This window comes from Bacillus cereus group sp. N11, from assembly GCF_016483605.1.
In the GTDB taxonomy this organism is placed as follows: domain Bacteria; phylum Bacillota; class Bacilli; order Bacillales; family Bacillaceae_G; genus Bacillus_A; species Bacillus_A toyonensis.
Map to the genome: position 1 here is coordinate 247,787 of NZ_JAEHBN010000004.1, position 21,967 is coordinate 269,753.

Here is a 21,967-nt window from a genome sequence, read left to right on the forward strand (position 1 = left end):
TCAAGCAAAATGTGCAGTATTTTCATTTTCGAGGCATTTACTTTTCTTCAGTTGATGGGCATTTGGTGCTATTCCATTGCGATCAAGTTAATAGAACTAAGTTTTCTTAAAATAAAAACCACCGAAATATAGAAGTGATTTTGAACGTAAGGAATTTGTAAGGAAGGAGTAAGAAAAAAGAGATTTTCAATGTGTATGATCAAAATATAGAGAAGAACGGGGGGGGAGTAGTTACTATCTATTTATATAAAAACAAATTAATTAATAAAACGCTATGGAAGAAAAGAAGAAATTATAGAAGTTAACAGATATCTGAAGAAGAGGGATTAATCATTTATTAGGTCAGAGAGTTGTTTGAAGAAATAATTGGTCTATAGATGATTGCAAATTCAGTATTGACTTTTATCATTGGGAGGGTTGATAGCTGTGTGATTAGCATATGAGATACCTATCAACCATCAATACAATTTAAATAAGAGGAGAGGAATGCTTTATGAAAAAACGCAGTAAAATTACATGTGCCAGTCTAGCACTTTTAATAGGTGGAAGTTCCCTGTTATACATAACATCAAACTCAATTGTAAAAGCAGAATCTACGCAAAATGTATCTAGTTCGTTACAAACAAGTACTCAAAGCGATCGTACTTCCGTTAAGAACGCAATACGGGATGCACTACAACTTGGATACCCGGGAATACTCGCTAACATTTCTAAGGGTGGTAAAACTTGGAGTTATGCCGCTGGGATAGCGGATGTGAGAACCAAGAAACCAATGAAAGCAGATTTTCGCTTTCGTATTGGCAGTGTGACGAAAACGTTCATTGCAACAGTTCTACTTCAATTATCTGGAGAGAATCGTTTGAATTTAGACGACTCCATTGAAAAATGGTTGCCTGGTGTCATTCAAGGAAACGGATATGATGGTAACCAGATTACGATCCGGCAAATATTGAATCATACAAGTGGTATTGCTGACTATATGAATTCAAAAGACTTCGATATTATGGATACAAAAAAATCGTATACGGCTGAAGAATTTGTAAAGATGGGGATTTCACTTCCCCCAGAATTTGCCCCAGGAAAGGGTTGGTCTTATTCAAACACAGGATACGTATTACTGGGGATCCTTATTGAAAAAGTAACTGGCAACAGCTATGCGGAAGAGATTGAAAATCGGATTATTGAACCGCTTGATTTGTCAAATACATTTCTACCTGGTAATTCAAGCGTAATTCCAGGCACGAAGCATGCCCGTGGCTATATCCAACTAGACGGAGCAAGTGAGCTAAAAGACGTTACGTATATTAACCCAGGTAGCTCGGATGGGGATATGATTTCTACTGCTGACGATTTAAATAAATTCTTCTCATACTTACTCAGTGGTAAATTGCTGAAGGAACAGCAGCTAAATCAAATGCTTACTACAGTTCCTACAGATAGAGAAGGAACGGGATATGGTCTTGGAATCGTTGAATTTAAGCTTCCGAATGGTGTCTCGGTATGGGGACATAGAGGTAGCGTTCTAGGGTTTTCCACTTTTGTTGGTGGAACACTTGGAGGCAAACATACATTGGCCGTCAATTTGAACAGCTTTAACTTTAGTAATCCTGATCCTTTTAAAAGTATTTTACTTGCTGAATTTAGGAAGTAGGCAAAAAGGCGAAATGGATAAGTTTTGTCATAGGTTTATAGTTTAAAATATATCATTTTGGTGCAAAAAACAACTTGCTCTAAAAAATTTAATACTCGTAATTAAGTATAAAAGAACGCTATCGTTTTAAGAAAATATTTCAGGAGGGTTTTATGAAAAAGAAAATGATTACTGCATTTGGTGTTTCTGCTATAATACTGACTAATTTTGTAGGAAGTACTTATGCAGACTCGAAAACAGGAGTTTCTGTTACAGCTCCCTACAATAAAAATCAAATAGCGGAATGGTTAGAAATGCACGCGAAGCCTTTAAGAACAACGAATCCAAATTCACCTTTTAATGATTTAAAACCACTTAAGAATATGGTAGGTTCAGCTTCAATTGTAGGTTTAGGTGAAGCTACGCATGGGGCTCATGAAGTTTTTACGATGAAAAACCGTATTGTGAATTATTTAGTATCTGAAAAGGGCTTTACCAACCTAGTTTTAGAAGAGGGGTGGGACAGAGCTTTAGAACTTGATCGATATGTTCTTACTGGTGAGGGAAATCCAAGCCAACATCTATCACCTGTATTTAAGACGAAAGAAATGTTAGATTTACTTGATTGGATTCGGCAATATAATGCTAATCCAAAACATAAATCTAAAGTGCGTATCATCGGGATGGACATTCAATCAGTAAACGAGAATGTTTATAATAATATAATAGAATATATTAAAAGAACCAATTCAAAACTTGTGCCGAGGATAGAAGAGAAGATAAAAGGTCTTATTCCTGTAACAAAGGATATGAATACTTTTGAAAGCCTTACGAAAGAAGAAAAAGAAAAGTATATTTCAGATGCTAAACAAATTAGTGCTTTATTAGAGGGAAATAAAAGTTATTTAAATGGGAAATCTAAAGAGTTCACATGGATAAAACAAAATGCTCGTATTATTGAACAGTTTACTACAATGTTAACGTCACCTCCTGATAAACCATCTGATTTATATTTGAAACATGATATCGCAATGTATGAAAATGCGAAGTGGACTGAAGAACATTTAGGAAAAACTATTGTATGGGGGCATAATGGCCACGTTTCGAAAACAAATATGCTTCCTTTTGTATACCCTAAAGTAGCTGGGCAGTATTTAGCAGAGTATTATGGAAAACGGTACGTATCTATTGGAACATCAGTTTATGAAGGACAATACAATGTCAAGAATAGCGATGGTGAATTTGGCCCATATGGAATATTAAAATCGGATGATCCAAACAGTTATAACTACATCTTTGGACAAGTTAAAAAAGATCAATTTTTTATTGATTTACGTAAGGCAAATGGCGTGACAAAAACTTGGTTGAACGAACAACATCCAATTTTCGCTGGAGTAACTACCGAAGGGCCTGATATACCAAAAACAGTTGATATATCATTAGGTAAAGCGTTTGATATACTTGTTCAAATTCAAAAAGTGAGTCCATCTCAACTACATCAATAAATTTAGAATAATGTGCCTTAATGAAGTGTTGTGTTGATGGTAGTGGACATTTCTTGAAAATGGTTCATAACGGAATTGAGTACGGAATGATGCAGGCAATCGCTGAGGGATTTGAAGTGCTAGATAAAAGTGATTTTGATTTCAATTATGAAGATGTTGCAAAAGTATGGGCGAACGGATCAGTTATCCGCGGCTGGTTAATGGACTTAACTGAAAAAGCATTTGCAGAAGATCCAAAACTGGATGGTATTAAAGGTGTAATGAACTCTTCAGGAGAAGAAAAATGGACTGTTGAAACTGCGCTTGAGTTACAAGCAGCGGCACCAGTAATCGCAATGTCATTATTTATGCGCTATCGTTCTCAAGAAGATGATACATTCCACGGAAAAGTAGTTTCAGCGCTACGTAATCAGTTCGGTGGACATGAAGTTGTAAAAAAATAAGTAATGCTTTTGAAAAGAAACTTGTGCATAAGCGCAAGTTTCTTCTTTTTATATAGTGTAAGAAACTCCTATTTTAAAAATACCAATCAACCATCGTTTTTTTACAAATGACAGCTTCAACGTTCATTGATTGAACAATGTATTCTATATGTTCATTTTGTACGGATTGTATCAAATATAAAGCGAAGCATGAAATATGTCCCAACATAAAAGTAAGAATAAATAAAATGAAGTTTTCATAAATAGTAAAAGGGTGCTTATGTCATCAGTATAGCTAAAAAATGTTGTTACATATGAGAAGAGCGTGTTAATAAAATATGAGGTGGTTAAATGGGAAATGAGCAAGTGAAGTCTGCAAAGGAAGAAAAAAAGTTATGTCTTTGTATGATTGTCAAAAATGAGTCTAGAATTATGGAAAGATGTTTAAATGCAACAAAATCAATTGTAGATTATGTTTCTATTTGTGATACTGGATCGACGGATAATACGCCTGAAATTATTGAAAATTGGTGTAAGGAAAATGAGATACCTGGGACGGTTCATCATGAGCCGTTTAAAAACTTTGGTTATAACAGAAGTTTAGCTGTTTCATTAGCGCAAAAAACATATCCAGAAGCAGATTATTTATTAATATTAGATGCGGATATGATTTTAGAGGTTGATCCGAATTTCGATAAAACGAGCTTAACGGAAGATCATTATCTTACATTGCAATATGATGTTCATATTAAATATTGGCTTACACGTCTTTTGAAAGCTTCTTTACCATGGAAATCTGTCGGCGTTACTCATGAGTATTGGGATATAGATCGCTCAAAAGTTGGAGCGAATTACAATACGAGGGTAGATCGGTTAGAGACTCTTGTCGTGAATGATCCCGGAGATGGCGGGAGTAAAGCTGATAAATTTGAAAGAGATGAGAGGTTGTTGTTACAAGGAATAAACGACCCAGAAACAACGCCAGATTTGCATATAAGATATTTATTTTATTTAGCTCAGACTTATTTTCATTTAAGTCAATTTGAAGATTCGATTAAATGGTATAAAAAACGAGTGGAAGCAGGGGGTTGGGTTGAAGAGGTATTCTATTCGTTATTGCGAATAGGATTTTGTTATGAGCAGTTAGCAAATCGTTCAGCAAATAAACAAAATGAAGTGACAGATGCTGATGAAAAAGAAAATGTTAAAGGGCAAGAAGAGAAATATTTAGCATTAGCTGTTTTTTATTTTCAAAAAGCGTGGGAATATAGACCAACTCGGGCTGAACCATTATACCAACTTGCAAGGTTGTATCGATTACGATCTCAAAACAATATTGCTTTGATGTATGCTCTGCAAGGGAAGGAAATTCCTTTTCCAAAGGATGATCTTCTATTTGTAGATTATCATGTGTATGATTACTTATTTGACTATGAAATTTCTATTAGTGCTTTCTATATACCTCATAAAAAACATTTAGGGGCGGTGTCGCAAAAGTATTTGGAATCGATAAAAGAAGAGATTCCATTTCATATAGCAACTGTGGTAGAAAATAATGCGAAATTTTATTAAATACATTTCCGGTTAAAGGAGTAGTGGAATAATCATGGAATTAATACGATGGGCGATTGAACTAGGGGAATCGGTGCATGGAAATACGTATGAAGAATTGATGCCACTACTAGACTATTATTATGATCGTGATCATTTAAAAGCGTATTGTATCGCAAATCTTCTTTTAAACATGGATGTATTAGATGAAGATCGGGAAAGAATCGAATTAAGAAGATGCATCGCTGCTTATTATGCTGGATTATATAAAGTGGCAAGAAAACATGCAAATGAGTTGGTACTTAAACATCCGGATGTAGATTTATATAAAAATAATTTAAAATTAATGGAAGTTTATTTGAATAAAGAATATGATTATTGTCTTTTTATATGCCCGAAGACGTACGGTAGTTTCATAGATGTTGCGCGAGCTTTGAAATGGAGGTTGGAGCAGGAGGGAAATACAGTAATTATATCAGAAACAATACTGGGAAATGTAAAGAATACAGTTGTTTTTGGAGCGCATACATACGCTTATAACCCGAATCTCCTTCCGCAAGATGCAATTATTTATAATTTAGAACAGCTATACGAAGGAAGTCCATATGCGCACCCCCTTTATTTAATATTATTAAAAGATAGAGTGATTTGGGATTATAGTAAACAAAATATAGAATGGCTAAAACAAAAAGGGGTAGGAAAAGACATAAAACATGTAAAAATGAACTATGCTCCAACTTTGGAAATAAAAAAAGATGCATTTGAAGATGACATTACTGAAGATATTGATATTCTGTTTATAGGTGCTCTTAATCCGAGGCGGCAAGCTATTTTTGATCATCTAAAAGCGATTGCCCCAAATTTAAATATAGTTTTTAAAAATAATGCGTGGGGAATTGTTAGAAATGAATTGATTGCTAGAGCTAAAATTATATTAAATATTCATTTTTACTTATCAGGAATTCTTGAAACACCTCGCGTGTCTTATGCAGTCGCAAATAAGAAATTTATTATTTCTGAAAATAGTAATCCAGAAGATGAGGTAGAGTGGCCGGGAATTGTATTTACTCCGTACGAAAAAATAATTGAAAACGTAATGAAATATATAGAATTACCAGAAGAACGAAAAGAATTAGCGGAAAAAGCATATTACCATTTTGAAGCAAATAAAAGCATAGGTACAATAAGTCAGAATGGTGAAACAAAGTAATAGCGCGAAACTCATACGAAAGTATGAGTTCTTTTTTCGTGTATCATACTATTTGATTAAGGAAGTTCCCTCTTTATATTGTGTTTTGTATAGAAATTTCTGATAATATATAAGTAGAATTTGAAAACAAAGGGGAGAATTGTTTATGAAACTAGTCGTTATTAACGGTACACCAAGAAAATTAGGTAGAACTCGCGTTGTGGCAAAATATATTGCAGATCAATTTGAAGGGGAGTTATACGATTTAGCAATAGAGGAATTGCCTTTATATAATGGCGAAGAATCGCAACGTGATTTAGAGGCAGTAAAAAAATTAAAAGCGTTAGTGAAAGCAGCAGACGGTGTAGTACTATGTACACCAGAATATCATAATGCGATGAGCGGAGCGCTGAAAAACTCGTTAGATTACTTAAGTAGTAGTGAGTTTATCCATAAACCTGTCGCATTACTAGCTGTTGCGGGGGGCGGTAAAGGAGGAATTAACGCATTAAATAGTATGCGAACTGTTGCTAGAGGTGTTTACGCAAATGCAATCCCAAAACAAGTAGTACTTGATGGACTTCACGTACAAGATGGTGAACTTGGAGAAGATGCAAAACCATTAATTCATGATGTAGTTAAAGAATTAAAAGCATATATGAGCGTATATAAAGAGGTGAAAAAACAACTAGGAGTGGAGTGATATGTCCTCGCTTTATCATGATTCTCGCTTGTATTACATTCTAGGAGCCAATAGTTTATCAGCTATTGGTTCCGGGATTGTTATGATTACGATCCCATGGTTGTTAATTAAAGAAGGTGGGGGAGAGACAACGTTTGGTTATGTTTCGATCGTTGCAACCCTCATTATGTTTTTATTCACACCATTCATTGGGCAAAGCATTGATCGTTTTTCAAGAAAATCTTTATTGTTATGTAACGAAGGTATAGGGATAGCCGTTATAGGAATGATGACTATATGGGGATTTGCCGGGCAATCTTATCATTCTATTCATTACATTATTATTTATATAGCAGGGTCATTCTATTATCTATTATTCTATCCTACAATTTTTGCATTTAACCAAGAAATATTTCAAGCAGAACATTATAAAAGTTTAAGTGGAACGATGGAGATACAAGGACAGTTAACACAAGTTATTTCAGGAGCAGCTGCGAGTTTTTTAATTGAAATTGTTTCTTTGAAATGGATCTTGTTAGTAGATATGTTAACTTTTGCAGGAGCATTTTTTCTTTTCTTATGTATACCGTACGTAAAGAAAAAAGAAGTGAAACGGAAAGTACCGTTTAAGAAGCAATTGTTCGAAGGAATTCACTTTATGAAAAAGTGTCCTAAGCTTTTTTGGTTTTTACTTGCCACTTATATGCCGTTTATCGGTGTTATGATGGCAAATTATTTAATACCAGTTTATATTTCAGATATACTTAAAGCCAATGCTTCTGTATACGCAGTAGAAGGTATGATGTACGGTGTCGGAGCGGTTATTGCGGGAATCAGTATTCCACTCATAATGAAGTATGTCAAAACAGAAGTTTCAATCGTTTTGACGATGATCATTTATGTAATTTCAATTACCATAATGATCATTGAACCGTCCGTAATGCTGTTATATGGACTAGCGATTTTTCATGCGATTGGAAACGCTGGAACAAGAGTGGCGAGAAATGTATTGATGATGGAGGAAATCCCAAACGAAGTAATGGGACGAGTGGACAGCTTATTTCGCTTAATTGGTACAGGAATACGAATAGTATTATTAATGGTGTTTACAGCAGGTGTATCTAAAGTTGGGGTAATGCTCCCATTTTACCTATTAAGCTGTATATTGATCCTATCATTAGGAATCGCTCTTTACTATGTGATATCACAACGTAAAATCAGAGCGGATGTTCCGAATAAATCACTCGTTTAAAAATTACTTCTGCCTCCCTTTCTTTTTTCTATATAATAAAAAGAAAGGGAGTGTTAACTTATTTATGAACAAATGGATATTACTTATAATCTTATTACTACCGCCACTATACATTATTTATATGACGTTTCGAATGAATAAAGTTGCTCGTGAGAAATTGAGTAATCACTCTCCATACGTTCTTATATTAGGTGCAAAGTTATTTGGAGATAGACCGTCTTTATCACTTCAAAACCGTTTGGATGTAGCGTTGGAATATTTATATTCTCACCCTGAGGTGAAAGTAATTGTTTCAGGTGGTCAAGGAGAAGATGAAGATATACCGGAAGCTCACAGTATGAGAAACTATTTAATGGTACACGATATAGATGAGAGTCGTATTTTAATGGAAGACCGTTCGACAAATACGTATGAAAATTTGAAGTTTAGTATGGATTTATTTGATGTAAAACATGCGGTAGTTGTCAGTAATACGTATCATTTATATCGAACAAAAATAATTGCGAGGCGTTTAGGAATAAAGATGGAGGCATTAGCTGCAGAAACGCCAATGCGTTCTAAGAGAAAAATGTATGTGCGTGAATATGCTGCTATTATGAAAACAATATTGTTCGACCGTTAGAGCTCAAATGTGAGCTCTTTTTTATATAGAAATAATGCGTATCATTTGAAATGAATTCCATATTCCATCAAAATAAAGGAAACAACAATAAAGGAGTTGTATTTGTGATTCAATTTAATCATGTGTCAAAAGCGTATGAAGATGGCACAAAAGCAGTGGATTCATTGCATTTAGAAATTAAAAAAGGAGAATTTTTTGTTCTCATTGGTCCGAGTGGTTGCGGGAAAACAACGACAATGAAGATGATTAATCGTTTGATTGAAACGACAGAAGGTTCAATTTTAATCGATGGAAAAGATATTCAACAATATAATATAAATGAATTACGTTGGAATATAGGATACGTGTTGCAGCAAATTGCTTTATTTCCACATATGACAATCGCTGAAAATATTGCAGTTGTTCCTGAAATGAGAAAATGGAGCAAAAAAGAAATAAAAGCACGTGTCGATGACTTGCTACAGATGGTTGGGCTCGATCCAGATGTATATCGTGATCGTATGCCTGATGAATTGTCAGGAGGGCAAAAACAACGTGTCGGTGTCGTACGGGCATTAGCCGCAAATCCGAAAATTGTTCTTATGGACGAACCATTTAGTGCGTTAGATCCGTTAAGCAGGGAGCAACTTCAGAAGGATATCGTACAACTGCAAAAAAAGATTCAAAAAACGATCGTGTTTGTAACGCACGATATGCAAGAGGCATTATCACTTGGTGATCGCATTTGTGTAATGAGAGCAGGAAAAGTTGTTCAATTAGATACACCTGAAGGTATTATACATAATCCGAAAAATGAGTTTGTTGAGGAGTTCATTGGAAATCGTGGGCGACAATGGTATGAGGGAATAATTATAGAAGATGTAATGCCACTAGACGATCATACACGAGTAGAAGGGGCTGCTTTATCTTTACATGCTCCTTTACAAGAAGCACTAGTCCGTTTACAAACTGAAGAATCAGTGCCGGTTGAAAAAGATGGTCAATATGTTGGTATGTTAACAAGTCGTCATATTGTCAATTATATTGTTGAACAAATGAAGGAAAGAGGCTAAACAGTGACTGATTTTATTCAAACGTTCCAAGAAAGAAAAATAGAATTGCTAAGTGCATTAAGTGAGCATTTACAAATATCGCTTATTTCACTATTTTTTGCAGTAATTATTGCAGTGCCACTTGGCATTATATTAACGAGAAAAGAACGAATGGCTGAATTTATAATAGGGACTTCTGCTGTTATGCAGACAGTGCCCTCACTTGCTTTACTTGGACTATTAATTCCGTTAGTAGGAATTGGAAAACTGCCAGCTATAATCGCATTAGTTGTGTATGCACTATTACCTATTTTACGAAATACATATACAGGAATACGGGAATTAGATGAATCACTTATAGAAGCGGCGAGAGCTATGGGGATGAATAGCTGGAAAAGGTTATGGAAGGTAGAGCTTCCGCTCGCGTTGCCAATTATTATGGCTGGTATTCGTACAGCGATGGTATTAATTGTTGGAACGGCTACATTAGCTGCTTTAATAGGTGCTGGTGGGCTCGGTAAGCTCATACTACTCGGGATCGATCGAAATGACCATGCGCTTATCATTTTAGGGGCCGTACCAGCTGCGTTACTCGCTTTATTCTTTGATATAGTACTTCGCATACTTGAGAGTCCAAAACGCTCTTCTAAGCGCGTTATATTGACGATATGTATAGTTGTAGTTATGATTGCTACTCCATTTCTATGGAATACACAAAAGAAAGATATAGTTATTGCTGGAAAACTTGGATCGGAGCCAGAAATTTTAATTCAAATGTACAAACAACTTATTGAACAGGATACAGATTTACAAGTAGAATTAAAGCCGGGTCTTGGGAAAACAGCATTTGTATTTGAAGCGTTAAAATCAGGTGAAGTAGATATATACCCAGAATTTTCAGGAACAGCCTTATCTACTTTCGTGAAAGAAGAACCGAAAAGTACAAATCGTGAGGAAGTATATGAACAAGCTCGCGTTGGAATGGAAAAAAAATATAATATGGTTATGTTAAATCCAATGGAGTATAACAATACATATGCACTAGCGATGCCGAAAAAAATAGCAGATCAAAAGAATATAAATACAATTTCTGATTTAGGAAATATTGCACAGGAAGCTAAAGTAGGATTTACATTAGAATTTGCAGATCGTGAAGATGGTTATAAAGGAATGCAAAAGTTATATAACTATAAGTTTTTAAATGTTAAAACGATGGAACCGAAACTGCGCTATAGTGCAATTCAATCTGGTGATGTGAACGTAATCGATGCATATTCAACGGATAGTGAATTGGAGCAATACGGACTTAAAGTGCTAAAAGATGATAAAGGATTATTCCCACCTTATCAAGGTGCGCCGTTATTAAGAAAAGAGACATTACAAAAATATCCTGAACTTGAAAAAGTATTAAATAAATTAGCTGGAAAGATTACAGATGAAGAAATGCGAAAAATGAATTATGAAGTAAATGTGAATGGTAAAAGTAGTGAAGAAGTAGCGAAACAATTTTTACAAAAAGAGAATTTACTTCGTTAATTTTACAAGAAATATACAATTTTATATGTTTAAAATGACCGCTCATTACAAAATGAGCGGTTTTTTTGTGCATACTTATACATTTTTTCAAAAAAGTATTCCATTTTTCTTCATTTTCTTTTAGAATAAGTAATGTTTTCCTGAAAAAATATAAGAGAAACGTCTATTAGAGAAAAAGGTGACTTTAATAGTTGAACGAACATAACACCTAGAATGACAGATGGGGTGGTACAAATAGAAAAGAAGTTAGGATTTTTTCCGTTAATCGCATTAGTAGTTGGAACGATGGTTGGTGGCGGTGTTTTTAGTTTACCGCATGATTTAGCAGTAGGAGCAAATAGTGGTGCAACGATAATTGGTTGGTGTATTACAGCAATGGGAATGATTCCACTTGCGCTCGTATATCAAACGTTAGCAAGACAAAAACCGGAGCTTGAGGGCGGAATTTATAGTTATGCACGAGCTGGATTCGGTGAATATATTGGTTTTAACAGTGCTTGGGGATACTGGCTGGCAGGGATTTTAGGAAATGTTGCAACAATTATGCTACTGTTTAGTACATTAGGTTACTTCTTCCCAATTTTTAAAGGTGGAAATAATGTTGCGTCAATCGTAGGTGCATCACTTTTACTATGGACACTTCATTTTCTAATTTTATTTGGAATTCGTGAAGCTTCCATTATGAATGTTATTGCAACAGTAGGGAAATTAGTTCCGATCTTATTATTTATTGTCGTAATGGTAACAGCGTTTCGCTGGGATACATTTACACATGATTTTTGGGGAGAAGGAACAATCTCACTTTCCGCTATTCTTGGTCAAGTGAAAAATACAATGCTTGTAACGCTATGGGTGTTCATTGGGGTTGAAGGAGCAGTTGTATTATCAGGAAGAGCAAAAAATAGTAGGGACGTTGGAAAAGCGACAGTACTTGGATTAATTTTAGTTATGTCTATTTATATTTTAATTTCTGTTCTGTCAATGGGAGCAATGACGCGAGGAGAACTTTCCGTTTTAGAAACTCCTTCAATGGGACATGTATTAGAACATGTTGTTGGGCCATGGGGTGCAATGGCAATTAATATTGGATTAGTTGCGTCACTTGTAGGTACATTAATTGGCTGGTTTTTACTTGTTTCGGAAATTTCTCACGTAGCAGGAAAAGATGGCGTGTTTCCGAAGGTCTTTACGAAAACAAATAAAAAGCAAACGCCACACATGGCATTATGGATTTCAAATATCGTTGCTCAAATTATATTTATAATTGTTCTGTTTTCAGAATCGACATATCAAATTATGTATTTTATTGCGTCAACATCAATATTATTACCATATTTATTATCAGCGCTATACCAATTCAAATTAGTAATTACAAATGAACTAAAAGATGCAAAAGTAAAAAATGGCTCGTTAGCTTTAATTGCCTCTATTTATTCTGTATGGCTTATTTATGCAGCGGGTTTAAAGAATTTATTACTCGTTTCAATCGTATATGGAATTGGGATTATCGTTTACATGTTTGCACGAAAAGAAAAAGGGAATCGTTGTTTTGTAGGTATAGAGAGATATGTGATGTGGGCAATTGTTGTCGCAGCTATCACATCACTTTATCTGTTGATAACTGGAACGATAAAAATGTAAAAGTCCTTTTCATTTAAAGGGCTTTTTTCTTTGTGTAGAGAATATTTAATACATAAGATATTCAGGAGGGATGAAAATGGAAGAAAAAGAACAGTTGTCTAGAATAATTGATTTAGCTAGTGAGTTAAGGAAAGTATTAGTACAAGAATCTTTTTTTAATCATCATCCTGAACTAAGGGGAGTAATTGAAAATTTAGCGAGTTCTGTTGAGAATTTAGCGGAGTTGCAGCAAAATAAAGATGAAAACGCTGAGGATCGATTACGATATGTACTGGCTAAAATGAAAATTGCTCACAATGCTATTTTACAAGAGAAAAAAGCATTTCCATCTCATTAATATACGTATTAATTTTGAACCTGGCGGATAACGTCAGGTTTTTTATTTCTAGTTTTTTTTTTCTTTCATACACTAAGAATAGTATGAAAAAAGAAGGTGATTAAGATGAAATTACATAAAGCTCTTCAGCCAAGTTTTATAAAACGAATGTACTATATGAGGTTTATCGGGAAATTTACAAAAGCGGAGAGAGAGAAGAATGGAGAGAATTTTTTTGTACAATGTCTATCGCCAATACCATCTAATTTACAAGAGCAATTTACAAATGAACATTATATATTTGAAGGGTTATGTAGCAATAAAAAGAATGAAAAGATTTTTTCAGAATTAAAGAAGAAGAAATTAGAAAAGCAATTGGTTATGTTTCGTCTTTATTATGAAAGAGGAAATGTATACGTGGAGTTAATATGTACAGAAGAACCTAGAGAAATAGCAACTGGCTATAAAATGATTCCAGCACCTAAAGTTGCAGATAATAAAAAAAGAGAGTCTTTAGAACGAAAGCTTTGTAATGGTTATTTATCATTTCTTATGCCGAAATATCCAAAAGACTTTGAGTCTCCTGAATTACTGTGGCATGATGGAAGGTTATATGGAAATATATTGTTAAAGTCATCAATTAGTTCAATCGCGTATTTTGAACAAAATCGAGAATGTAAATATATAGACTTAAGTGACTGGATGAAGCATGTAGAAATTGCGGTAGAAGAGCAATTGTATTTCGTAAGTGATCAAGTGTATGAGCAATTAAAAAAACGAATAACGGAAGAAGGGAAGCTAGTTGAAGTAGAGGATATAAAAGTACACAAGGAAGTATGGGAATGGGATGAGCGTGAATCATCCTTTTTACAGTATGTACAAAGTACGGTGCGTAATAAAGGGATGTATTTGGACGAAACAGATATTTATAATTTTCATATAAGTGTAAAAACAAATATGTTAACGATTCTTGGTGGTATACCGGGAGTTGGAAAATCACGCTTTGTGCAAGCTTATGCAGAGGCACTTGGATTACAGTATGGAGAAGAATTGGTTTGGATTCCGATTTCTCCATCGTATCAAGAACCACATGATTTACTTGGATATCTTCACCCAAATGGTACTTTTATTGAAAGTGAAACAAAGTTAGTTAGAGCGTTAATGAAGGCAAAAGAAAATCAAAATCAATTGTATATAATCGTTTTTGATGAAATGAACATGTCACATATTGAGCATTGGTTTACTCCATTTCTATCTGTTCTTCAACTTGAAAAGGAAAATCGTATTTTGAATTTGTATGAGGGTGCGCAGAAATTAGAAAACCAAATTCCATCAACAATTGAAATTGGAGAAAATATTATCTTTGTAGGTACTGTGAATTTTGATGAAACAACGAAAGAACTCTCTGATCGATTATTAGACCGAACCAATTTAATTACGTTACAAAAAATTCCGTTTTGTGAGATGTGCATGGTACAAGAGAAAGGTGTATTACAACCACCTCTGAAAGTAACAGCGGGAGAATTTCGGATAAATTGGATCAGAAAGAAATCTATGATTGAAGTGTTTTCTGAAGAAGAGTTAGAGCTATTAGATAAGTTGCATGTTGTATTGTCATCACATGATGCGTCAAAGGGAATTTCTTTTCGATGTGCAAATGCAATTGCTATGTATTTGCAAAATATACCATTTCAAAATAATCATTCTTATATGATTAGCAGAGAAGAAGGTTTTGATTTACAAATAAAGCAACGTGTACTGACGAAATTAAGAGGTACTGAAATGATGGTTGGGTCATTACTTTCTGAAGAAGTAAAAAGGGGAGCGACTTTAGTACCTCTTTTGCAATCGCCACTTGCAAACAGAGTCTCTACATTTGAACACTCTTTAGCATATATAAGAGAAAAACGTAGAGAACTGGAGTTGTATGGATATGCGAAATGAAGAGCGGTATGAAACAGAAATCGTTGATACGAATGAAACGCTCCCTTTTGTATTAAAGTTAATCATAGGAACAGAGGCAAAAGGGGAGTATATTTTATTAAATCGTCTTTGCACATCTACTACAGCATTAGTTCAATGTATTTACAAAGTACAAGAATTAAAACCGATAAGATTGCATTACCATTACGAAAGTCCAATGAATATTACTTTCATATGGAATAAAGTGTATGAGGGCCAGAAAAATATAAAAGAGTCACAATACGAAATAAATGAAAAAAAACAAAAGGTACTAATTTATGAACATGGAAAAACGGAATTCTTTTATCCATGGCGATGTGGTTTATATCATTTTGAAGTTCGTATAGAAGACACAACGTATTATGGTGCTTTTCAAATCGTTCCAAAAAATTTTTTTGATGACCAATTTGAAATGATTCAAAACTATGTAAAGTCAATTTTAAATGAGTTGATTTTAGATAGAGGTTATTATAAAAAGACTTTCTCTGCCCTTAGTGATATTGAGGATTCTTCTTATTTAGTGTTACTTAGAAAGCTGCCGCAAAAAATGAAAAAGATAAAACAAGTTTTTAAAAAGATTGAATCAAGTTCAAAATTTATACATGAATATAAATGGGAAGTGAAGGAACGGAAGGCAACGAGAAAAGGAACAATAATGGCGGAAAGAAAGTCCTATACGAAATATTATAATCGTAAGTTTATTGAACAAAAAAATAGTAGAGAAAATGCATTTCTTAAATTTAAAGCGATGCAATTTTATCATTATTTACTTGAAGCCGAAAGTTTTTTACGTCAAACAATTGAAATATTAGAAAGAGAAAAAAAGAAAAAATTAGAAGAGTTTCAAGCTGTAAAAACGATTATGCAAACAATTGAGCGTAATGGATCTGTGACTGATAGAGAGAAGCAAAAATATAAAAATATACATTTACTAAAAGAAGCCGATTTACGTAAAAGCTCTGTGAAAATACAAGAATATAAAATATTAGCTCATATTGTACGTGAAAGTGTACAATACTTTAAAACTTTAATATATTCCCCCTTTTGGAGAGAAGTTTCTGAAACGGGTAATATGAACTCATACGATTTACCAATTCCACATCAACAATTACTACAGCATTTAAACTTACTTCCACAATATACAGATCAATCTCCATCTTTATTATTTGTATATAAACCAACGTTTTTAGTGTATGAATATTACGCTTTTTTTATCGTTATTTCCATGCTAGAGCAAATTGGTTTTAAAGCTAGAAATCCCATTCGTGAACAAATACAAGAGCATTTTTATGTAGATGGGTTACAAGATGGGACGACAGTAGTTTTACATCAAGATGATATGAAGGTCCATGTTGCATTTAATGACTTAATTGAAACACACCCCCTTATTGCATTAAGTAAAGGGAGTAACTTTTATAATGGCGAGGATACAAAAAAACCAGATATTCGCTTAGACTGTTATGTAAAGGAAGAAGGGAAATACGTATATAAATCTTCTATTATTATTGAAGTGAAGTATAGCCCAATGTACAATATTTTTCAGCACGTTGGAAATACGAAAGCGACTGAGCAAATGTATAAATACTGGTCTATAAAGTATGTAGAAGAACAGAATGGAAAGCGTGTTTTTCATCGACGGGCAATTTATGAAGTTATTTGTGTATATCCAGGAAGTCATATGCATAGTAAAAAAATTGAATCTGGGTGCGGTGTCTTTTTGCAATTATATCCATATAAGACGAAACAAGGAGAAGAGAAATTAGCAGGAAAACATGGGATGGTACAAATCTTTGAGAAGTGGTTAAAAAATAATAAGAAGTAAAAGAAATCCTTTTTCATAAAGGATTTTTTTAGATTAAGAAGAATTATATGCTGTATGGAAGTAGGTAGGATGTAATTTAAAAAGTGATACACATAGGTTATTAGAATAACTGTACATGTGAGGTAAGAGACGACGAAGTTGGAATTTAATTCATTTTGCAGAATATAATAAGTCATAAATATTTTTAGTTGCATACGAAGATTTGTTCTTATATGATAGATAGTGAAAGCGTTATCAAAACAGAGCGACGATGGGAAAGGTGGGGAAATATGTTCCAGCGTGTTCAAACAAAGGAAGAACATTTTTGGTTCGAGCAACTATGGGGAGATTTTTGTGAAGAAAGAAACTTAATGTTCGTAGAACGTAATTTAAATCCAACACGATTTTTATTAATAGAAGATGAGCATCATATAGGTACAGTGGAGTGTATTAAGTATACGGTACCCGAACAATCAAATTCTGAGTTTTTCTATCCGTTTTCTAAAAATGATTTAGTGAAAGATTTAAAAAATGTGTATGAAATAGGCAAGCTAAGTATTGCGAAAACGTCTCGTGGGAGAGGGCATTTCAAAAGGCTAACAGCTATTTTATTTGTGCATGCGTTAGAAACGAAAGCGGAATGGTATATTGCAGCAGTTACAAAAAGAATGTATATGTATCTACTAACACTCGGTTTTCCTATAGAGCCGATAGACAATCCATTTCAGTTTCATGATACTTTACAAGGTGTACCAGTGCGAATTCATGCTCGAAAAGGAGTTACGCATTTGTATTCTTTAAAAGAATTTCGCGATGTGATTCAAGGGAATGCTCATGCACAGGCATTAATCGCGGAATACAGTAAGAATATTATGTTAACAAAATAATTAGAAGTGAATATATATAATATAGAGAATGATATATTAATATGGCAGTATCCTTCATGAAAAAATGACCCTTATTGTTTTAATAAGGGTCTAAAAATCATAATCCAAATATACTAAAAATCATTTTGCGGCGCTTCGGTTTCTTTTCTCTTTCATATGTTGGTTTTGAATCAGGAGTAATATATATGGGCTCTTCTTTTTTGAGGGAAGCTTCTAGCTTTTGAATTCGTTCTAACATTTCCTCCATTTCACGACGGTGTTGCAAAAGTTGGTACGTAACGACATCATTTGCCTTATCTTGCATTTGCTCCTCCATTCGATCTAGCCTTCTTGTAATTGTGTGTAATTGATTAGCTAATTGTTCAAAATCATTTGATGATGTGTTTTGAACAATTGTGTTTACTTGAGTTTTTAATTCTTCAACATCATTTGATGATGTTTTTTGAGTAGGTTGGGAGTTTTGCGAATGCTCAATTTGAGAACGATGGTATTCTAACATTTGATCTACATCATCTTGTTTGAAAATAAAGTGACCATATTTATTTTTTTCTATCGTAAGATTTAATTGTTGTGCAATCCGGACAACAGCCTTGGGGCTAACACCTAACTTTTTCGCGATAAATGGTGTTTTATATTCCAAAATAATCCCTCCTATATATATCCTGTTGAATGATTTCGATCTATGAAGTAAGTTCCCTTCCGGTATGACAAAAGAAGTGTGGAATCGGCAAAGAAAGTGTTTTTTCACGAAATTAAGTTGTGAAGAATATATCGTTTATATAAAAATGATTCATCGTAAGATTTAGAATAATTTGATTTGACGAGGGGAAATGAATTAGATTATCATAATGATAAATATCTTTTTTATGTATGCATATAATATATAAAAAGGTGGTTGCTAATGTAGAATTTTGTTAGAGTATTAGAATGCTTACTTCACTTGAATAAAATTAAGTAGGAGGTGGCTTCCTTGCTTACAATGTAAGTAAGGAAAAGTATTTGGACATATATAGTATAAGTATAGTGATTGTTTTAATTGCCTTAACGGCATTTTTCGTTGCAGCAGAATTTGCAATTGTTAAAGTGAGGAGTTCACGAATTGACAATTTAATTGCAGAGGGAAATAATCGTGCAACTTCTGTCAAAACAGTCATTACAAACTTAGACGAATATTTATCGGCTTGCCAGTTAGGAATAACAGTTACAGCTCTTGGAATTGGGTGGTTTGGTAAACCTGCGCTAAAGCAAATGTTCGACACGCTTTTTGCAAATTGGAACATATCTACTCAGCTCGCAGATATTTTTGCTGTAATTTTAGTATTTTTGTTAATTACTTTTTTACATGTTGTAATAGGGGAATTGGCCCCAAAAACAGTTGCAATTCAAAAATCTGAACAAGTGAGTTTGCTTGTTTCTAAGCCGTTAATTTTCTTTTATCGTATTGCATTCCCATTCATTTGGCTATTAAATGGTTCAGCTCGAATCATTACGAAGCTGCTAGGGCTGAAACCGCCGAAAGGGCATGATGAGGTTCATTCGGAAGAAGAATTACGGTTGTTAGTTTCAGAAAGTTATAAAAATGGTGAGATTAATCAATCTGAATATAAATATGTAAATAAAATTTTTGAATTTGATGATCGGATTGCAAAAGAAATAATGGTACCTCGAACTGAAATGAATATTATAAGTAAAGAAATGCCCGCTGAAGAAGCTTTGCAAAAAATGTCTCGTGAAAAATATACAAGGTATCCAGTTGTTGATGGCGACAAAGACCACGTAATAGGTTTTGTAAATTTTAAAGATATTTTTACTGAGTTTGTACAGCATAAAGCTGTTAATAAAAAGACAGTAGAGCAATATGTTAGACCAATTATTTTAGTTATTGATTCTATTCCAATTCATGATTTGTTTTTAAAAATGCAAAAAGAAAGAACACATATTGCTATATTGATAGATGAATATGGTGGTACATCTGGGCTTGTTACTGTTGAAGATATTTTAGAGGAAATTGTAGGAGATATTCAGGATGAGTTTGATACGGATGAACAGCCAGAAATTCAACAAGTTAGTGAAACAAAGACGATACTAGAGGGAAAAGTACTCGTTAGTGAAGTGAATACGTTATTTGGTCTAGAGATTGATGATGATGGTGTTGATACAATTGGTGGTTGGATATTAACGAAGAATATAGAGATTGCTGAAGAGGATTCCATTGAAATTGAAAATTATAAGTTTTGTGTGAAAGAATTAGACGGGCGCTATATTAAAAGGTTAGAAGTTACAAAAACAGTAGAATCGATTGTCGTTTTAGAAGATGAAAAACAAATTTCTTTACAAGAGCAAATTAGCTCGTAAACTCTGCTATATAGCAGAGTTTTTTTGAGCATAATGTTTTTGGAGGAATACGGGCTATGATACAATTACATAAGTCAGACCTTTCACTAGGTGAAGTATTATTTTATACATATATTTGGAAGGGGAAGAAAGATGAAAAAGCATTTATATATAAATGGAGATTGGAAGTCAGTAAACACGTATAAACCATTATATGCACCATACTCTGAAGAAACGTTAGCGGAAATTGCACAAGGAACGGAAGAAGATGTTCAAGAGGCTGTTACTTCTGCAAAAAATGCAATGAAAAAAATGAATACATTAACTGCATACGATCGGGCAACTATTTTAGAGAAGGTTGCGCAAATAATGGATGAAAGAAGAGAAGAGTTTGCAGAAATTATTGCAAAAGAGGCTGCAAAACCAATACGTGCTGCAAGGGGAGAAGTAGATCGTACTGTTCTAACATATAAATTTGCAGCAGAAGAAGCGAAGCGTATATATGGTGAAACATTGCCACTTGACGCAGCACCTGGTGCAGAGGGGCGAATTGCCTATACGATTCGCAAACCAATTGGGGTTATAGGAGCTATTACGCCATTTAACTTTCCGTTAAATTTAGTAGCGCATAAAGTGGGCCCTGCAATTGCTGCCGGAAACACAGTAGTGTTAAAACCAGCTGATCAAACGCCATTATCTTCTTACGCATTAGTTGAATTATTTGAAGAGGCAGGGTTGCCAAAGGGAGCTTTGAATATCATTTCTGGTCCTGGTGCAACTGTTGGCGAGGCAATTGTTAAAAATGATGATGTTGCGTCCATTACTTTTACCGGAAGTCCGAAAGTCGGAATCGGAATAAAGGAAAAGGCTGGATTAAAACGAGTTACGTTGGAATTAGGATCCAATGCTGCCGTTATTATTGATGAAGATGTAGAGTTAACTGATGAGATAATGGAACGCGTGAAATGGGGCGCATTTGTAAATAATGGACAAGTTTGTATTTCGGTACAACGTGTGTTTGTACACGAAAAGAGAATGGATGAATTTCTTTCGAAGCTAAAGAAAGCGATGGAAACAGTTGTTGTTGGTGATCCAATGAATGAGGAAACGGATGTATCAGCTTTAATTTCGAAAAAAGATGTAGAGCGAATTGACATGTGGGTGCAAGAAGCAATTAAGGAAGGAGCAACTGTTTTATACGGTGGTAAGAAGCGTGATGAAAGAATTTTCGAATCAACTGTATTAACAAATGTTCCAGAGCATGTATCTGTACAGTGCCAAGAAGTATTTGGTCCAGTTATGACATTAAATACATTTAAAGAATTTGATGAGGCGATAGAGAAAGTAAATCATTCACGTTACGGTTTACAAGCAGGCGTATTTACAAATAACTTATTTAAAGCGATGCGTGCAATTGATGAGTTAGAGGTTGGTGGGGTTATGATTAATGATATTCCAACGTTTAGAGTAGATCATATGCCTTACGGTGGTGTGAAAGAAAGTGGCACGGGTCGTGAAGGAATTAAATATGCAATTGAAGAAATGACAGAAATGAAATTAGTGTGTATTAAAAAATAAAGCAAAAGGTACACTTGTTTAATTAAGT

General features: G+C 34.1%; 18 protein-coding genes and 1 pseudogene. 17 read left to right on the forward strand and 2 right to left on the reverse strand.

What is annotated here, in order from left to right; genetic code table 11:
• The first annotated feature begins 493 nt into the window (after positions 1-493).
• The 3 genes and pseudogenes from JDS98_RS09030 to JDS98_RS09040 form a co-directional block, all read left to right on the forward strand.
• A complete protein-coding gene (locus JDS98_RS09030) occupies positions 494-1,651 on the forward strand; it encodes a serine hydrolase domain-containing protein (RefSeq protein ID WP_000747390.1) in 1,158 nt (385 codons plus the stop codon).
• Between the two features lie 152 nt (positions 1,652-1,803).
• Positions 1,804-3,135, forward strand: a complete 1,332-nt coding sequence (locus JDS98_RS09035; protein WP_098711556.1) for an erythromycin esterase family protein — start codon at positions 1,804-1,806, stop codon at positions 3,133-3,135.
• 38 nt (positions 3,136-3,173) lie between these two features.
• Positions 3,174-3,578 (forward strand): annotated as a pseudogene (locus tag JDS98_RS09040) (hypothetical protein); the annotation flags it as partial.
• A gap of 73 nt (positions 3,579-3,651) precedes the next feature.
• Here the strand turns inward: JDS98_RS09040 and JDS98_RS30725 are convergent.
• Positions 3,652-3,786, reverse strand: a complete 135-nt coding sequence (locus tag JDS98_RS30725) for a DUF2711 family protein (RefSeq protein WP_140154130.1) — start codon at positions 3,784-3,786, stop codon at positions 3,652-3,654.
• 122 nt (positions 3,787-3,908) lie between these two features.
• Here JDS98_RS30725 and JDS98_RS09050 point away from each other — a divergent pair, with 122 nt between their 5' ends.
• The 12 genes from JDS98_RS09050 to JDS98_RS09105 all read left to right on the forward strand — a co-directional run bounded on the left by JDS98_RS09050 (position 3,909) and on the right by JDS98_RS09105 (position 18,027).
• Positions 3,909-5,129 carry a glycosyltransferase gene (locus JDS98_RS09050; protein WP_097956800.1) on the forward strand — a complete coding sequence of 407 codons (1,221 nt, stop codon included), beginning with the start codon at positions 3,909-3,911 and terminating at the stop codon, positions 5,127-5,129.
• A 34-nt stretch (positions 5,130-5,163) separates the two neighbouring features.
• Positions 5,164-6,318: a CgeB family protein gene (locus JDS98_RS09055; RefSeq protein ID WP_097956798.1), complete on the forward strand. Its 1,155-nt coding sequence runs from the start codon at positions 5,164-5,166 to the stop codon at positions 6,316-6,318.
• Between the two features lie 145 nt (positions 6,319-6,463).
• Positions 6,464-7,000 (forward strand): NADPH-dependent FMN reductase, encoded by a 537-nt coding sequence (locus JDS98_RS09060; protein WP_000780368.1) that lies wholly within the window; start codon positions 6,464-6,466, stop codon positions 6,998-7,000.
• Position 7,001: 1 nt separating this feature from the next.
• Positions 7,002-8,231 (forward strand): MFS transporter, encoded by a 1,230-nt coding sequence (locus JDS98_RS09065; RefSeq protein ID WP_097872742.1) that lies wholly within the window; start codon positions 7,002-7,004, stop codon positions 8,229-8,231.
• Between the two features lie 64 nt (positions 8,232-8,295).
• Positions 8,296-8,853, forward strand: coding sequence for a YdcF family protein (locus JDS98_RS09070; RefSeq protein ID WP_097956797.1), 558 nt, complete (start codon positions 8,296-8,298; stop codon positions 8,851-8,853).
• A gap of 104 nt (positions 8,854-8,957) precedes the next feature.
• Positions 8,958-9,905, forward strand: coding sequence for an ABC transporter ATP-binding protein (locus JDS98_RS09075; protein WP_000614063.1), 948 nt, complete (start codon positions 8,958-8,960; stop codon positions 9,903-9,905).
• 3 nt (positions 9,906-9,908) lie between these two features.
• A complete protein-coding gene (locus tag JDS98_RS09080; protein WP_000129124.1) occupies positions 9,909-11,420 on the forward strand; it encodes an ABC transporter permease/substrate-binding protein in 1,512 nt (503 codons plus the stop codon).
• Positions 11,421-11,633: 213 nt separating this feature from the next.
• Positions 11,634-13,061 (forward strand): basic amino acid/polyamine antiporter, encoded by a 1,428-nt coding sequence (locus tag JDS98_RS09085; RefSeq protein ID WP_000129458.1) that lies wholly within the window; start codon positions 11,634-11,636, stop codon positions 13,059-13,061.
• Between the two features lie 76 nt (positions 13,062-13,137).
• Entirely contained in the window at positions 13,138-13,398 is a 261-nt protein-coding gene (locus JDS98_RS09090; RefSeq protein ID WP_000391448.1) for a hypothetical protein, read from the forward strand.
• Between the two features lie 105 nt (positions 13,399-13,503).
• A complete protein-coding gene (locus JDS98_RS09095; protein ID WP_000766165.1) occupies positions 13,504-15,321 on the forward strand; it encodes an AAA family ATPase in 1,818 nt (605 codons plus the stop codon).
• Positions 15,311-17,161, forward strand: coding sequence for a hypothetical protein (locus JDS98_RS09100; protein WP_001243344.1), 1,851 nt, complete (start codon positions 15,311-15,313; stop codon positions 17,159-17,161). The genes JDS98_RS09095 and JDS98_RS09100 overlap by 11 nt, the downstream gene beginning before the upstream one ends.
• Before the next feature lie 269 nt (positions 17,162-17,430).
• The gene (locus JDS98_RS09105) at positions 17,431-18,027 is read left to right on the forward strand and encodes a hypothetical protein (RefSeq protein WP_000487809.1); all 597 of its coding nucleotides are present in this window, start codon (positions 17,431-17,433) and stop codon (positions 18,025-18,027) included.
• A 97-nt stretch (positions 18,028-18,124) separates the two neighbouring features.
• Here the strand turns inward: JDS98_RS09105 and racA are convergent, their stop codons facing one another.
• On the reverse strand, positions 18,125-18,667 hold the full coding sequence (gene racA / locus JDS98_RS09110; protein WP_097956792.1) for a chromosome-anchoring protein RacA: 543 nt from the start codon (positions 18,665-18,667) through the stop codon (positions 18,125-18,127).
• A 359-nt stretch (positions 18,668-19,026) separates the two neighbouring features.
• Here racA and JDS98_RS09115 point away from each other — a divergent pair, with 359 nt between their 5' ends.
• Both JDS98_RS09115 and JDS98_RS09120 read left to right on the forward strand, forming a co-directional pair.
• A complete protein-coding gene (locus tag JDS98_RS09115; protein ID WP_087971273.1) occupies positions 19,027-20,382 on the forward strand; it encodes a hemolysin family protein in 1,356 nt (451 codons plus the stop codon).
• A 132-nt stretch (positions 20,383-20,514) separates the two neighbouring features.
• Entirely contained in the window at positions 20,515-21,939 is a 1,425-nt protein-coding gene (locus JDS98_RS09120; protein ID WP_199633805.1) for an aldehyde dehydrogenase family protein, read from the forward strand.
• The last annotated feature ends 28 nt before the right edge of the window (positions 21,940-21,967 follow it).

Bases quoted from the DNA above. Each gene is read 5' to 3' on its own strand.
- JDS98_RS09060 (WP_000780368.1), top strand. From the start codon at position 6,464: ATGAAACTAGTCGTTATTAACGGTACACCAAGAAAATTAGGTAGAACT.
- JDS98_RS09120 (WP_199633805.1), top strand. From the start codon at position 20,515: ATGAAAAAGCATTTATATATAAATGGAGATTGGAAGTCAGTAAACACG.
- JDS98_RS09070 (WP_097956797.1), top strand. From the start codon at position 8,296: ATGAACAAATGGATATTACTTATAATCTTATTACTACCGCCACTATAC.
- JDS98_RS09055 (WP_097956798.1), top strand. From the start codon at position 5,164: ATGGAATTAATACGATGGGCGATTGAACTAGGGGAATCGGTGCATGGA.
- JDS98_RS09050 (WP_097956800.1), top strand. From the start codon at position 3,909: ATGGGAAATGAGCAAGTGAAGTCTGCAAAGGAAGAAAAAAAGTTATGT.
- JDS98_RS09030 (WP_000747390.1), top strand. From the start codon at position 494: ATGAAAAAACGCAGTAAAATTACATGTGCCAGTCTAGCACTTTTAATA.
- JDS98_RS09085 (WP_000129458.1), top strand. From the start codon at position 11,634: ATGACAGATGGGGTGGTACAAATAGAAAAGAAGTTAGGATTTTTTCCG.
- JDS98_RS09035 (WP_098711556.1), top strand. From the start codon at position 1,804: ATGAAAAAGAAAATGATTACTGCATTTGGTGTTTCTGCTATAATACTG.
- JDS98_RS09065 (WP_097872742.1), top strand. From the start codon at position 7,002: ATGTCCTCGCTTTATCATGATTCTCGCTTGTATTACATTCTAGGAGCC.
- JDS98_RS09090 (WP_000391448.1), top strand. From the start codon at position 13,138: ATGGAAGAAAAAGAACAGTTGTCTAGAATAATTGATTTAGCTAGTGAG.
- JDS98_RS09105 (WP_000487809.1), top strand. From the start codon at position 17,431: ATGTTCCAGCGTGTTCAAACAAAGGAAGAACATTTTTGGTTCGAGCAA.
- JDS98_RS30725 (WP_140154130.1), bottom strand. From the start codon at position 3,786: ATGTTGGGACATATTTCATGCTTCGCTTTATATTTGATACAATCCGTA.
- JDS98_RS09095 (WP_000766165.1), top strand. From the start codon at position 13,504: ATGAAATTACATAAAGCTCTTCAGCCAAGTTTTATAAAACGAATGTAC.
- JDS98_RS09100 (WP_001243344.1), top strand. From the start codon at position 15,311: ATGCGAAATGAAGAGCGGTATGAAACAGAAATCGTTGATACGAATGAA.